We start from the raw sequence: 12,349 nt of genomic DNA, 5'->3' as shown, positions 1-12,349 counted from the left end.
TGCCGCCAGGCTTCAATTCTATATCTTAGTTTAGCACAAGGTCCGCTTTTGCAGTGAACATTCAGCCAGCGTTAAGTTTTCCCTGAGGTACTTAAAAACAGCGCTGGGATATGCGCTGGCTTCTGCCGGCTCATATCCCAGTTAATGCGTAGATGCTTATTTAACTTATCCGCGTCGTCCCTTTATCCGTTTTAATGCTGCGACGATCAAGAAACTGATAATGACCAGCAGCAACCAAGAGCTGATCTTGCCAAGATGGACGAGATGCCAGCCGTCGGCTTGGTCCGGGTACCTCCAGGCGCTAAAGAAGGTGGCCACATTCTCTGCAATCCAGATAAAGAACCCGATCAGCACAAACGAAAGGGTTAACGGCATTCGGTAAGGCTTACCGCCAACCTCATAGGTAACCCAAGTCCGCCAGAAGACGATCAACACCAGCGCTGACAGCCACCACCGAACATCGATCCAATAATGATGGGTGAAGAAGTTCAGGTAAATGGAGGCAGCAAGCGGAACCACCAGCCAGAGCGGAGGGAAGCGAACGAGATCTACCTTTAGGCGTCGCCAAGCCTGGCACAGATAACTAGCCACGCTCGCATACATAAACCCGCTGTAGAGGGGAACCCCGTTAACCTTCGTCCAGCCCTCCTCCGGATACGACCAAGACCCCATATGCACCTTAAACAGCTCCAGCGCCAAGCCGATCAGGTGGAAGACAGTAATCACCTTTAATTCGTCGCGGGTTTCCAGTCCAGACCGAACCATCCAGACCTGCATGGCGAGGCAGATGATCAGAAGCCAATCATAGCGGGGCAACCAAGGAAGAGGAATCCACTGCGTCAATGCCAGTGAAGCGAAGATCACAACGGGAAAAACGCAGGACAACGCTTGCTGCCAACCAAAGCGAACCAACTGCTGCAGAGCATATCCCAAATGTACGCCAATAAGGGGCACCCTCTTATTTTGAATCGAATTTGAGCTACTCTTCATCATCTCGATACTCCAGTATATCTCCAGGTTGGCAATCCAGCGCCTTGCATATCGCCTCCAACGTGGAGAAGCGTATGGCCTTGGCCTTCCCGTTCTTCAGAATCGACAGATTCGCCATCGTAATGCCCACTTTCTCCGAAAGCTCCGTGACGCTCATTTTCCGTTTTGCCAGCATGACATCCAAATTGATAATTACGGCCATGGATTTCTCACCTCAGATCGTTAAATCGTTTTCCGATTTGATGTCGATGGCATTTCTTAAGAGCCTTTGAAGCACGGCGGCAAAGACGGCGATGACGAGGGAAGCGAAGCAGATGACCAGCCCGATTGCGGCGAGTCCCGGAGCATCATCCTTCTCCGCAATAATGAATAGAATCGGCAAAATGACCGCGTATAAGATACAGATTGCCATCGCGCAGTTTCGAATGCTCTTTAGAGCATTCACCGAGGCTTCGGAGAAAGCGGTATTTTTATCGATATAGCCCAGAAGCTTCAGCGTCTGGTAAAGCGCATAGTAGAACGGAATAGCCGAGGCATACATAGGAATAAGCAGGGTCAGATAAATGTATGGCGGATAATACTCCACCATTTCTTTGGCTGCCAGAGGGACCGCGAATATGCAGACCGCAAGGATCGCGATGCCCATCAGGAAGACGACGCCTCTTAAGAAGAGGGTAGAGCCTTGTTCACGTTTCATATCACAACAGCACCTCGCGTAGGATTAGTGTGAGGTAAATTTACCATGTTTTTTATCGATATTCAATAAATATTTATTAATAAAAGAGGTGTATGTATCGAAAAAGAATAAATTCGGAGGAGTAAACCGATAAGTTCTTTTTGGATAGCTTAAAAAAATCAATTATTAATATTAAAGAAATAAATATTTCAATCCCTCACTATTGTTGTTACACTTAAAATAGATCACTAATTACGGAAAAGGTGTGGGCCAGCTCGTCTCAAAGTTTGCAACGAGGATAAATCGACAGCGCTTACATCCTTTCAGCAAAATAAGGTCATAAGGGACGGTAAACATGAATCACGGACAAACAAGTACAGATGTTATTTTGATTGGTGCCGGAATTATGAGTGCGACGTTGGGGACCCTGCTGAAGGAATTGGCGCCGGACTGGAACATCACGGTGTTTGAACAACTTGCGCGGGCAGGGGAGGAAAGCTCGAACGAGTGGAATAATGCGGGAACCGGTCATGCGGCTCTGTGCGAATTGAATTATACCACCGAGCGGCCGGATGGAACCGTTGATATTAGCAAAGCCATTAAGGTGAATGAGCAGTTCCAGGTATCGAGACAGTTCTGGGCTTATCTGGTTCAGCGTCAACTGATCCACAATCCACAGGATTTCATCATGCCGCTTCCCCATATGAGCTATGTGCGCGGGGAGCAGAACGTTAAATTTCTGAGCAAACGTTATGAAGCGATGTCTGCCCATCCGTTGTTCCAAGGGATGGAGTTCACCCAGGACCCGGGGAAACTCAGAGAATGGGTTCCTCTGATGATGAAGGATCGGAAGCTGGAAGAGCCCATTGCGGCGACGAAGATCGATTCGGGTACGGACGTGAATTTTGGCGCCTTAACCCGCATGCTGCTGAACCACTTGAAGGAGAAGGGCGTGGACATCCGTTACAAGCATAGCGTGAAGAAGCTGAAGCGGACGAAGGACGGGTTGTGGGAATTGATGGTTAAAGACTTGAACAGCGGTGCTACCGAGCGTCATACCGCCAAGTTCGTCTTCATTGGTGCCGGCGGCGGGAGTTTGCATTTACTGCAAAAATCCGGCATTCCGGAAGGCAAGCGGATTGGGGGCTTCCCTGTCAGCGGACTGTTTATGGTGTGCAACAATCCGGAAGTGGTGGAACAGCATCATGCCAAAGTGTACGGCAAGGCTTCGGTGGGAGCTCCGCCGATGTCCGTTCCCCACTTGGACACCCGGTTCATCGACAATAAGAAATCGCTGTTGTTTGGACCGTTTGCCGGTTTTTCGCCGAAGTTCCTCAAGACAGGCTCCATGTTTGATCTGATTACCTCTGTGAAGCCGCATAATCTTCTGACGATGCTGGCAGCCGGGGTTAAGGAGATGGCATTAACCAAATATTTGATTGGGCAGCTCATGTTGTCGAAGGAACAACGGATGGAGGAGCTGCGGGACTTTGTCCCCGGAGCCAAGAGCGAGGATTGGGACCTGATCGTCGCGGGTCAGCGGGTACAGGTCATCAAGGATACGGTTGAGGGTGGAAAAGGGACACTGCAATTTGGCACCGAGGTGGTCAGCGCTGCGGATGGCTCGATTGCCGCATTGCTTGGTGCGTCCCCGGGAGCTTCGACTGCGGTGCATGTCATGCTGGAGGTTATTGAGAAATGCTTCCCGCAGTACCTCGAAGCTTGGAAGCCGAAGATCAAGGAGATGATTCCTTCGTACGGCTTGTCACTGTCGGAGAATCCAGAACTCTTCCGTACGCTTCAGCAATCAACCGCGCAGGCCCTTGGGTTATCGGGAACGAAGCAAGAAGAAGCTTCAGTGTCCTAATTTCAAATAAGTGAAATGTTGAAGAGCTAATCCGTGGTTAATCTGCGGTTAGCTCTTTATTTTTGCGCTTACTTTTGAAGATTATCCCGTTGCATCAGGTCATAGAAAGAACAAGGTACGCGGATCAAAAGGGATAATGGTGGCAAAGAGGCATGAAAAGAGGTACCCAAATGAAAGGTCGAAGGTAACCTTTATTACAACAAGTTCGCAGCCAGCCAGGGCTTGATCACAGGCAGTACGGTCTCTGGCTGCATCGCTTTCGTATGATCCATCACGTTCCCCGGTATAATCACCACATCCCAGCCGAACTGCCGCAAGGTGGGTTCATTTTTTCGTAAAGCCCCAGCGATGTCCACAGTCACCCTTCCAAAGTTCTCGCCATAAACGATACGGTCGGCTTCGCCCGCGAAAGCCAGCTTGGGCAACGAGAGATCTCCATGCACAGAGGTGTCATCGAAATCGGACAAGCTTTGGTATAGAGTCAGAGTTTGCTTCGTTTGTGCTGGATCTAATGTGACTTGAACCTGATCCCAATCGTATTCTTCTGGGCTGACGGTGTCCTGATGTGAATTCTGAGCAGACGAGGACGGGGACGATTGCAGCGCTTGTTCGTGAGTTTGGGGGTGACCGTCAACATCTCCTGATAAGGTCCTTCATAAGGCGGGAATCCCCCCATTATCAAACTTTCCAGCTGATTGGTCCGGAGTGCCAGCTGTAAGCCGGCTAAGGCTAACCAGGAATAGCCGTAGTAGCTGAACGTATCCACTCCCATCTCATCAGCGATGTGTAAGAAATCATTGGCGATATACTCCGCTGTCAAATGATCAGGCTGGGGATGCTGAAACCGGTGGCCTTCATAATCAAAATGCAGCACCTGGAACAGATCGGACAAGCCCTCCACAAAGAGTTGGCCTAAATCAGGATCGACGCCCCACATTTTCAAACTTTCTGCTTCTTGGTCCGTGACGGATTTTTTGGCGATGGGCAACATGATGATCGGACGGGAAGGTTTCCCGGCCAGACCAACCTCCAATGTTGAACCGTCAGATAAAGTAACAAGCTTGATTTGACTCATTCATATCACTCCCTTACATGTGATACCTTCAGGATATAACATTCATGCAATCTTTCGGTTTTGCTCGATGGAATCCCCAATGTTATAGTCATCTAAAGATGAATAAGTTAACGTAGCACTTGAAGGTTTTACTTTAAGCAAGGGGGTCGTTTTATGACAGATACATATACACCTGCACAAATTGCCGAGCGGTTGAATATTAGCACAACGACCTTGAGAAGATATGAAGAACAAGGATTGATTCCGGAGGTATGTAGAACGGCAGGCAACCATAGAGTCTATGCGAAGGTGCATTACCAGGCATTTGTCGCCATCCGGACCTTGTTAGCGGGTTATGACATTCCCACCGTCTATGAAGTGATGCGGAAAATCAAAGCTGGTCGCGTCACGGAAGCCCTATGGTTGATTAATCATCAACTGGCCCAAGTTGAGGATGAGAAGCAGCGGGTGGAGGAGTTGTTAACGATGGTTCGCCATGCGGACTTCAGGGTATATAAAAACCGGAAGCTGACGAATGCGATGACGATCGGGAAGGTAGCGGAGCTGGCGGGGGTGAATCCGTCTGCTATTCGGCATTGGGAGAAGGAGGGGCTGGTCACCTCGACCCGGCACCCGGTCAGTGGGTATCGAATCTATTCGGTGATTGAACTACGCAAGATTCTGGTGATCAGTAGTTTACGCAAAACAGTATATTATATCGAGAATCTGCGGAAGCTATTGCAGGATGTGGAAATGTTCCGGTTGCCTAAACTCGATCGTTCCTTTCAGGTGGCACTTGAGAAGCTAAATGAAAAGCTCAGGATCCAATATCAAGGAATCGCTGAGCTCATGGCGTATATCCGTATTCTATCTCTGACTTGACCTTTTATTTCTTCGCTGCAGCATTCACTTGTTGCAGCAGCAGGTTGATGCTTTCATTCAACTGGTTAATCTCTTTAAGATCCATGTCCGTGGCGTCAATCAGCGATTGCGGAACGCAGGATGCTTTCTCTTGCAGCGCCTTCCCCTTCGGTGTGATCAACACATTCACCACGCGCTCGTCGATGGAATCGCGTTGTCGCTCAATGAGTCCGGCAGCTTCCATCCGCTTGAGTAAAGGTGTTAAGGTGCCGGTGTCCAGATCAAGGGCCTCTCCGAGCTCTTTAATGGTGCTCTTCTCCCTCTCCCATAAGGTGACCAAGACCAGGTACTGCGGGTAGGTCAACTCCAGTTCATCCAAATAGGGGCGGTACATCCGCAGGATGGCCCGGGAGCAGGCGTATAGCGAAAAACAAAGGTGTTCCCCCAATTTTAAATTTTGCTCATTCGTTTTCAAGATGATGCACCTCGGTTGGCTTTATTTATAAGGTTTACCTTCATCATAGCAGATGATTCAAAAAGAATATATATTTTTTGCAATTTAATTGTTGACAATATAAAACAACGGGAGTATGATGTGAACATAAACATTGTGCACAATATAATCTTAAAAAATATATTTGGAGGGATTTCAAATGGCAAAAGTAACAGTAGGGCAAGAGAATGGACATCCGGTAGAGCTTCATTATGAAGATGTAGGTTCCGGGAAACCGGTGATTTTAATTCATGGATGGCCGCTGAGCGGCAGATCTTGGGAGAAACAAGTACCTGCGTTGGTGAATGCCGGCTACCGGGTCATTACGTATGATCGCCGCGGGTTTGGTCAGTCGTCGCAGCCTTGGAACGGATACGATTATGATACGTTCGCTGCCGATCTGCATCAGCTGATTACACATCTGGGCTTACGTGATGTGACTTTGGTTGGTTTCTCGATGGGCGGCGGGGAAGTGGCCCGATATATTGGTACTTATGGGACAGATCGAGTGAAAAGAGCAGTTCTCGCGGGTGCGGTTCCGCCGTATCTGTACAAATCTGCAGATCACCCAGAAGGAGGACTCGACGATGCAACCATCAAAGCGTTCGAGGATGGTGTGAAGGCAGACCGGCTGGCTTTCCTGGATACGTTCACGACGAACTTCTTCGCAGCCGGCGACCGTACCGATCTGGTCAGCGAACCATTCCGTTTGTATAACCGCGATATTGCGGCATTTGCTTCTCCGAAAGGGACGCTGGATTGTATCGGGGCGTTCTCCCGCACGGACTTCCGCGGCGATCTGGCCAAGTTTAACATCCCAACGCTGATCCTGCACGGGGATTCGGATGCGATCGTACCGCTCGAAGTCAGCGGTCAAAGAGCGCATGAAATGATTCCTGGCAGCGAGCTTGTAGTGATCAAAGGCGGCCCGCATGGATTTAATGTAACGCATGCCGATGAGTTTAACGCGGCATTGGTGAAATTTTTGCGAGACCATGATTAATGAGCCGATAAGGCCATCCCAATAAATAGAAAAAGTCGGTCAGGAGGATATCCTGATCGACTTTTTTATGCAAAATTGATTTATAGAACCGACTGCAGCAAGAAGTTCACCAGGAACAGGAACGAGATGACGAACATGGAGATCGACAGCTGTTCCCGCTTCTTCGAGAACATCTTCAGCAGCGGATAAGCGATAAAGCCAAAAGCAATTCCGTCAACAATGCTATACGTTAAAGGGATCATCAGAATCACAAGAAACGCAGGAAACGCCTCGGAAAAATCGCTGAAATCGATCTTCGTGATATTCGTCAGCATCAACCCGCCGATGATGATCAAGATCGGAGCGATGGCAGCGTCCGGGATCATTTTGATCAAGGGCATAAAGAACAGAGCGCCCAGGAACAACAACCCGGTCGTCACTGAGGTCAACCCGGTTCTTCCGCCTGCGGTAATACCGGCAGCTGTCTCGACCGTCGAAACCGTTGGGCTCGTGCCCAAGAGACCGCAAGCCACTGCGGAGATCGATACGGCCTTGAGCGATTTCCCATTCTTCTCCGGAGCATTCAGCATGCCATCCACTTGCGAGTGAACCAGCCCGATATTTTCGAAGACCAGTACCAGCACCAGTGAGAAGCACGCCGTCAGGAACGGAATGCTGGCCATATGGCGGAGGTCCGCGCTCATCCAGACGTCACGATAGCTTTGAAACGACAGCGATGCGGATGCGAACGATCCCAGGTCAACGATGCCGAACAACCAAGCCACCAACGTTCCTAAAATAATGCTGATCAGAAAATTCCCCGGAACCTTCTTCAAGAACAGGAACAGCGTCAGGATCAGGTTGATGATCGAAGCGAGAACCAGCGGTGCGGACAAGTCCCCGAGCGCCACAAAGTGACTGGGGTTACCGGTGACAATGCCGCTCTTCTGCAAGCCGATGAAGGCAATGAACAGCCCGATTCCCACGGAAATCGATTCCTTCAGGGAAGCCGGAATAGCTTTGGAGATCAGGGAGGACAAACCGGTAAAAGCCACCACGACGAACAGGATGCCCGCAAGCACTGTTGCGCCCAAAGCTTCTTGGTAGCTGAGTCCCATCGATCCTACTATGGTATAGGTAAATAAAGCGTTGATCCCCATGCCGGGGACGAGAATTAACGGTGCGTTCGCTACGAACGCGACCAACAAACAGCCGACAAGCGAAGACAGCACGGTGGCCAATATCCCGGCCTCCAGCGGAATTCCTGCATCCTTCAGGATGTTGGCGTTGACGGCGATGATGTACACGATCGAGAAGAACGAGGTCAATCCAGCGATGAGCTCTCTTCTCACGTTCGTTTGGTGTTGCTTAAGCTTAAAAACTCCTTTCATGATAAAAATCACACTTTCAAAATATCCCTCTCCCACCCGCATCAAACGAGGAATATGCATTCCAACCGTTTATGCCAGAGGCTATTATACCACGGTTTGTAGTGGAATGCCCTTTACAAGTTGTTCCTTGGCATAGAATGAGAACAAGTAGTGCAAAACTACACGGAACTTTTTTATATCAAGAGTTAGTTTGTGCTCCCTATTGGAAGATTCGGCAACGGATGTTCAGACGCGGCAAGTTTCTTCAAGCCTGCCGCATACAATGGACCGTGCACCAGAATCGTTGTCAGGATGCGCGCCATTTCCTCGGGCGACTCTTGCCCGCCGTTCTCCAGCCATTGTTGAATTACGCCGATGTGCGTCCATCCTACATATGTAGCAAAATACTTGGGCGGAACGAGGCATTCATCTTCATTGATCAGGACGTCCGCACTTTTCCATCAGGTCGTATTTGTCCTGATAGTGAGCGTAGAACGTGCCGCTGCTTTTATCATCGACTTCAAAACCCCTTACGCCAGCTACCAGGTGCCGGTCGATTTGGCATCGCTGATTCCGGGGTTGACGGACTTGCTTGCCGCGAACCATCTAAAACCACAGGATATCAGCTTCAAGGTCACCTTGACCGACAAATCTGACGACAAGGACATCCTGGCGGCGTTTGCAAGCGGTGTGCCAGAAGGCCAAGTCCTGGGCGCGATCGTAGATTTGCGCACGGATATCATCAACACCAAGACGAGAGAAGTTGTCGGTACGGCAGATTCGTTCAGCAAGGCGCTTCCCCGGATAATTCCGATACCGAAGAACATCACTGGCATGTCGGAGCAATGGGGGGTGTTCCGCTATAACGAAACGACGGAGAAGTTTGATTTTGTCCCCGCTCGAGCGGTAAAAGCTGACGATGTGTGGAATGCGTCGATTCATTCTTATTTCAACGGCGTATTTATTGCAGCGCAAAATCCAGTAAGCTTCACCGATGTGAAAAATCATTGGGGTAAACCGTATATCCAGCTTGCTGCAGCTAAAGGGCTTGTTGAAGGAGTGGGCGGTGGACTGTACGACCCTAACAGATCCGTAACAAGGGCGGAGTTTACCGCCATGTTGGTCCGGGCGCTTGGACGCGACATTTCTACTGGTAATACAGCTCCCTATGACGATCTCAAACAAGGTGCATGGTATTTCGATGAAGTCGTTAAAGCCAAGGAGCTTGGACTGCTGGACTTTGTGAGCGGGACTCAATTCAAACCAGATCAGCCGCTTACGCGTGAGGAGATGGCGAGCATGTTAGCTGCAGGGATTTCCCTTGAGCAGCTGCCAATAACAAAGGAAAATGTGACTCTGAATGAATACAAGGATCTGGCGAGTGTGAACGCAGCCTTCTTGGAGGACGTTCGTCTGATGGTTAAGCTGAACATCATGACCGGCACAAGCGAGGATACTTTTAGTCCGAAGGGTGAAACGACACGTGCCCAGGCTGCCACCGTGTTCGTGAGAATGCTACAAACTCTTGGCATGATCGATTGATGGGCTCTAGATAGACTGATCCCCATAGACTAGACGCTTTGAGCAACGTGTTTAGGCTATGGGGGTCTTTTTTGTGCCATTCTACTCCTGCGAAAAGGTCTATGTTATTATACCAGCATGAGATAAGCTGCATTGCACCTAGACGCTTCTTCATGAACCCTAAGCAAAGGAGTGAGGTCAATGGATTATCTGCATCACCCGTTTGCATCCAAGCGTTATACCGTTTTTGCAAAAAAAGGAATGGTGGCGACGTCCCAGCCGCTGGCAGCACAGGCCGGGCTTGAAATTCTGCAGCAAGGGGGGAACGCCATTGATGCGGCGATTGCGGCCGCGGCAGCGCTGACGGTCGTTGAGCCGACCTCCAACGGGATCGGCGGGGATGCGTTTGCTCTTGTCTGGACGAAGGGGAAGCTCCACGGCTTGAACGCGTCCGGGCCGGCACCTGCCTTACTGACGGCGGAGGCCGTGAAACAGCGGGGGCATGAGCAAATGTCGAAGCTGGGGCTGGTGCCGATTACGGTTCCCGGAGTCCCTGCGGCTTGGGCGGAGCTGGCCGAGAAGTTCGGCAGACGTCCGCTGACGGAGAGCTTGAAGCCCGCGATTCGATATGCCGAGGAGGGGTATCCTCTGACACCGATCTTAGGAAAATATTGGGCTCGGGCTTATCAGTCTTACCGTAAACAGGAGGGACCCGAGTTCGAAGCCTGGTTCGACACCTTTGCTCCGCAAGGCCGGGCTCCCGAGATCGGGGAAGTGTGGAGCTCGAAGGGTCATGCGGAGAGCTTGCGCCGGATTGCGGCCAGCGGAGCGCGGGATTTTTACGAAGGGGAGCTGGCCCAGCGGATCGAGGACTTGATGTTGGAGCATGGCGGCTTTTTAAGAAAAGCTGATTTGTCTGCCTACCGGCCGGAGTGGGTTGAGCCGATTTCGGCGAATTACCGGGGATATGATGTTTGGGAGATTCCGCCCAACGGGCAGGGGATGGTTGCGCTGTTGGCCTTAAACATCTACGAGCAGCTGGAGCAGCCCGAGTGGCTTAACGCGGAGACCGTGCACCGTCAGATTGAGGCGCTGAAGCTCGCGTTTACGGATGGCCAGGCCTGGATCACGGAGCCGGCGGACATGCCGGTTACGACGGAATATCTGCTGTCCAGGGAATACGCCTCGTTACGAGCTCAAGAGATCTGTGACATCGCGCTGGATCCGAAGCCCATCGATCTGCCGCGGGGCGGGACCGTCTATTTAGCTGCGGCTGACGAAGAAGGCTATATGGTCTCCTATATACAAAGCAACTATATGGGCTTTGGCTCAGGTGTCGTGATCCCGGGAACGGGAATCAGCCTGCAAAACCGCGGGGCCGACTTTTCGCTGGATGAACGGCATCCGAACTTCGTGAAGCCGGGGAAACGAACGTATCACACGATCATCCCCGGGTTTCTGACCAAGGATGGAGAGGCGGTGGGCCCGTTTGGCGTCATGGGCGGATATATGCAGCCCCAAGGCCATATGCAGGTAATCATGAATACGGTGGATTACCGGTTGAATCCTCAAGCGGCCCTGGATGTTCCGCGGTGGCAGTGGGTTGGCGGCAAGAAGGTACAGGTGGAACCGGAGTTTCCAGGTGAACTCATCGAGGCGCTACGGCAAAAAGGGCATGATATCGAAGTGATGCCGGACGGAGGAGCCTTCGGACGCGGCCAAATCATTTGGCGGGATCCGCAAACCGGCGTGTTGGCTGGCGGGACGGAATCCCGAACGGACGGCATGATCGCGGCTTGGTAACGCTTAAGGGAAGTGAAGAAGGATGAAGTATGGGAACATCGTCCACGGACGGCTTCAGCGTCGGGTGAACCGGTTTATCGCTGAGGTGATGGTGGACGGCGTTTTAGAACAGGTGCATGTGAAAAATACCGGTCGGCTGAAAGAGCTTCTGCGAACGGATACCGAGGTGCTGCTGGAGGTGTCAGACCGGCCTGAGCGGAAGACGAAATATTCCTTGATTGCAGCGGCCAAGGATGGAGCCTGGGTGAACGTTGATTCGCAAGCGCCAAATCCGGTGGCGTTCGAGGCGCTGAAGGCGGGGTGGATCGCGGAGATCGGAACGGTCAGCCGCGTGAAGCGGGAAGTCACCTATGGGGATTCTCGGTTTGATCTCTACTATGAAAAAGGCGAGGAACGAGGGTTCATCGAGGTCAAAGGCGTGACGCTCCAGCAGGATGGGATCGCCATGTTCCCGGATGCCCCAACGACGCGGGGAACCAAACATGTTATGGAGTTGGCTAAGGCGGTTCAAGAAGGATACACGGGGACGGTGCTGTTCGTCATCCAAATGAAGGGATGCCGCGAATTTACTCCTTACCGGGACATGGATCCGGCTTTTGCGAACGCTTTGGAGGAAGCTTCCCGGCAAGGGGTGCGGCTTCTGGCATATGAATCCATAGTGACAGAACAAGAGATTGTATTGGGAGCCGGCCTCCCGGTTCATCTATGAGCGGGGTTCGCAGCAGGGCGGCG

At 51.2% G+C, this 12,349-nt stretch carries 13 protein-coding genes and 1 pseudogene; 6 read left to right on the top strand and 8 right to left on the bottom strand.

From position 1 onward, the window contains the following. Nucleotides 1–165: 165 nt before the first annotated feature. Genes C812_RS20070 through C812_RS20060 form a run of 3 tightly spaced genes read right to left on the bottom strand, consistent with a single transcriptional unit; the run spans nucleotide 166 to nucleotide 1,687 of the window. Nucleotides 166–990: a DUF817 domain-containing protein gene (locus C812_RS20070; protein ID WP_244268370.1), complete on the bottom strand. Its 825-nt coding sequence runs from the start codon at nucleotides 988–990 to the stop codon at nucleotides 166–168. Next, nucleotides 980–1,192 (bottom strand): helix-turn-helix domain-containing protein, encoded by a 213-nt coding sequence (locus C812_RS20065; RefSeq protein ID WP_009223422.1) that lies wholly within the window; start codon nucleotides 1,190–1,192, stop codon nucleotides 980–982. Before C812_RS20065 ends, C812_RS20070 begins: the two co-directional genes overlap by 11 nt. A 12-nt stretch (nucleotides 1,193–1,204) precedes the next feature. Further along, complete coding sequence (locus tag C812_RS20060; RefSeq protein ID WP_016314479.1) at nucleotides 1,205–1,687, bottom strand: DUF2975 domain-containing protein; 483 nt, start codon at nucleotides 1,685–1,687, stop codon at nucleotides 1,205–1,207. A gap of 334 nt (nucleotides 1,688–2,021) precedes the next feature. Here C812_RS20060 and C812_RS20055 point away from each other — a divergent pair, with 334 nt between their 5' ends. After that, on the top strand, nucleotides 2,022–3,533 hold the full coding sequence (locus C812_RS20055) for a malate:quinone oxidoreductase (RefSeq protein WP_016314478.1): 1,512 nt from the start codon (nucleotides 2,022–2,024) through the stop codon (nucleotides 3,531–3,533). A 194-nt stretch (nucleotides 3,534–3,727) separates the two neighbouring features. Here the strand turns inward: C812_RS20055 and C812_RS23015 are convergent, their stop codons facing one another. Beyond that, complete coding sequence (locus C812_RS23015; RefSeq protein WP_341860326.1) at nucleotides 3,728–4,000, bottom strand: hypothetical protein; 273 nt, start codon at nucleotides 3,998–4,000, stop codon at nucleotides 3,728–3,730. Nucleotides 4,001–4,041: 41 nt separating this feature from the next. Continuing rightward, a complete protein-coding gene (locus C812_RS23010) occupies nucleotides 4,042–4,608 on the bottom strand; it encodes an alpha/beta fold hydrolase (RefSeq protein WP_016314476.1) in 567 nt (188 codons plus the stop codon). Nucleotides 4,609–4,761: 153 nt separating this feature from the next. On the opposite strand from C812_RS23010, the gene C812_RS20045 reads away from it, so the two are divergent. Continuing rightward, entirely contained in the window at nucleotides 4,762–5,469 is a 708-nt protein-coding gene (locus tag C812_RS20045; RefSeq protein ID WP_016314475.1) for a MerR family DNA-binding transcriptional regulator, read from the top strand. A 4-nt stretch (nucleotides 5,470–5,473) separates the two neighbouring features. Here C812_RS20045 and C812_RS20040 read toward each other — a convergent pair whose 3' ends face one another. Then, a complete protein-coding gene (locus C812_RS20040) occupies nucleotides 5,474–5,923 on the bottom strand; it encodes a MarR family winged helix-turn-helix transcriptional regulator (protein ID WP_016314474.1) in 450 nt (149 codons plus the stop codon). A 178-nt stretch (nucleotides 5,924–6,101) separates the two neighbouring features. Here C812_RS20040 and C812_RS20035 point away from each other — a divergent pair, with 178 nt between their 5' ends. Next, nucleotides 6,102–6,944 carry an alpha/beta fold hydrolase gene (locus C812_RS20035; protein WP_016314473.1) on the top strand — a complete coding sequence of 281 codons (843 nt, stop codon included), beginning with the start codon at nucleotides 6,102–6,104 and terminating at the stop codon, nucleotides 6,942–6,944. 80 nt (nucleotides 6,945–7,024) lie between these two features. On the opposite strand, the gene C812_RS20030 is transcribed toward C812_RS20035, so the two are convergent. Together C812_RS20030 and C812_RS22655 are read right to left on the bottom strand one after the other, a co-directional pair. Continuing rightward, the gene (locus C812_RS20030; protein WP_425270105.1) at nucleotides 7,025–8,356 is read right to left on the bottom strand and encodes an NCS2 family permease; all 1,332 of its coding nucleotides are present in this window, start codon (nucleotides 8,354–8,356) and stop codon (nucleotides 7,025–7,027) included. A 143-nt stretch (nucleotides 8,357–8,499) separates the two neighbouring features. Further along, nucleotides 8,500–8,736: pseudogene (locus C812_RS22655) on the bottom strand (TetR-like C-terminal domain-containing protein); the annotation flags it as partial. A 40-nt stretch (nucleotides 8,737–8,776) separates the two neighbouring features. Here C812_RS22655 and C812_RS20025 point away from each other — a divergent pair. From C812_RS20025 to sfsA, 3 genes are all read left to right on the top strand, one after another. Continuing rightward, entirely contained in the window at nucleotides 8,777–9,835 is a 1,059-nt protein-coding gene (locus C812_RS20025) for an S-layer homology domain-containing protein (protein WP_167669346.1), read from the top strand. Nucleotides 9,836–10,015: 180 nt separating this feature from the next. Next, complete coding sequence (locus C812_RS20020; RefSeq protein ID WP_016314470.1) at nucleotides 10,016–11,617, top strand: gamma-glutamyltransferase family protein; 1,602 nt, start codon at nucleotides 10,016–10,018, stop codon at nucleotides 11,615–11,617. A 22-nt stretch (nucleotides 11,618–11,639) separates the two neighbouring features. Beyond that, nucleotides 11,640–12,326 (top strand): DNA/RNA nuclease SfsA, encoded by a 687-nt coding sequence (gene sfsA / locus C812_RS20015; protein ID WP_016314469.1) that lies wholly within the window; start codon nucleotides 11,640–11,642, stop codon nucleotides 12,324–12,326. Nucleotides 12,327–12,349 lie beyond the last annotated feature (23 nt).

The sequence above is a fragment of the Paenibacillus barengoltzii G22 genome, assembly GCF_000403375.2.
Lineage (GTDB): Bacteria > Bacillota > Bacilli > Paenibacillales > Paenibacillaceae > Fontibacillus > Fontibacillus barengoltzii.
This window is presented reverse-complemented; position numbering and strand designations above follow the sequence as displayed.

Excerpts from the sequence above, each read along its gene's own strand:
- C812_RS20070 (WP_244268370.1), bottom strand. The coding sequence starts at position 990 with ATGAAGAGTAGCTCAAATTCGATTCAAAATAAGAGGGTGCCCCTTATT.
- C812_RS20065 (WP_009223422.1), bottom strand. The coding sequence starts at position 1,192 with ATGGCCGTAATTATCAATTTGGATGTCATGCTGGCAAAACGGAAAATG.
- C812_RS20060 (WP_016314479.1), bottom strand. The coding sequence starts at position 1,687 with ATGAAACGTGAACAAGGCTCTACCCTCTTCTTAAGAGGCGTCGTCTTC.
- C812_RS20055 (WP_016314478.1), top strand. The coding sequence starts at position 2,022 with ATGAATCACGGACAAACAAGTACAGATGTTATTTTGATTGGTGCCGGA.
- C812_RS23010 (WP_016314476.1), bottom strand. The coding sequence starts at position 4,608 with ATGAGTCAAATCAAGCTTGTTACTTTATCTGACGGTTCAACATTGGAG.
- C812_RS20045 (WP_016314475.1), top strand. The coding sequence starts at position 4,762 with ATGACAGATACATATACACCTGCACAAATTGCCGAGCGGTTGAATATT.
- C812_RS20035 (WP_016314473.1), top strand. The coding sequence starts at position 6,102 with ATGGCAAAAGTAACAGTAGGGCAAGAGAATGGACATCCGGTAGAGCTT.
- C812_RS20030 (WP_425270105.1), bottom strand. The coding sequence starts at position 8,356 with ATGCGGGTGGGAGAGGGATATTTTGAAAGTGTGATTTTTATCATGAAA.
- C812_RS20020 (WP_016314470.1), top strand. The coding sequence starts at position 10,016 with ATGGATTATCTGCATCACCCGTTTGCATCCAAGCGTTATACCGTTTTT.
- sfsA (WP_016314469.1), top strand. The coding sequence starts at position 11,640 with ATGAAGTATGGGAACATCGTCCACGGACGGCTTCAGCGTCGGGTGAAC.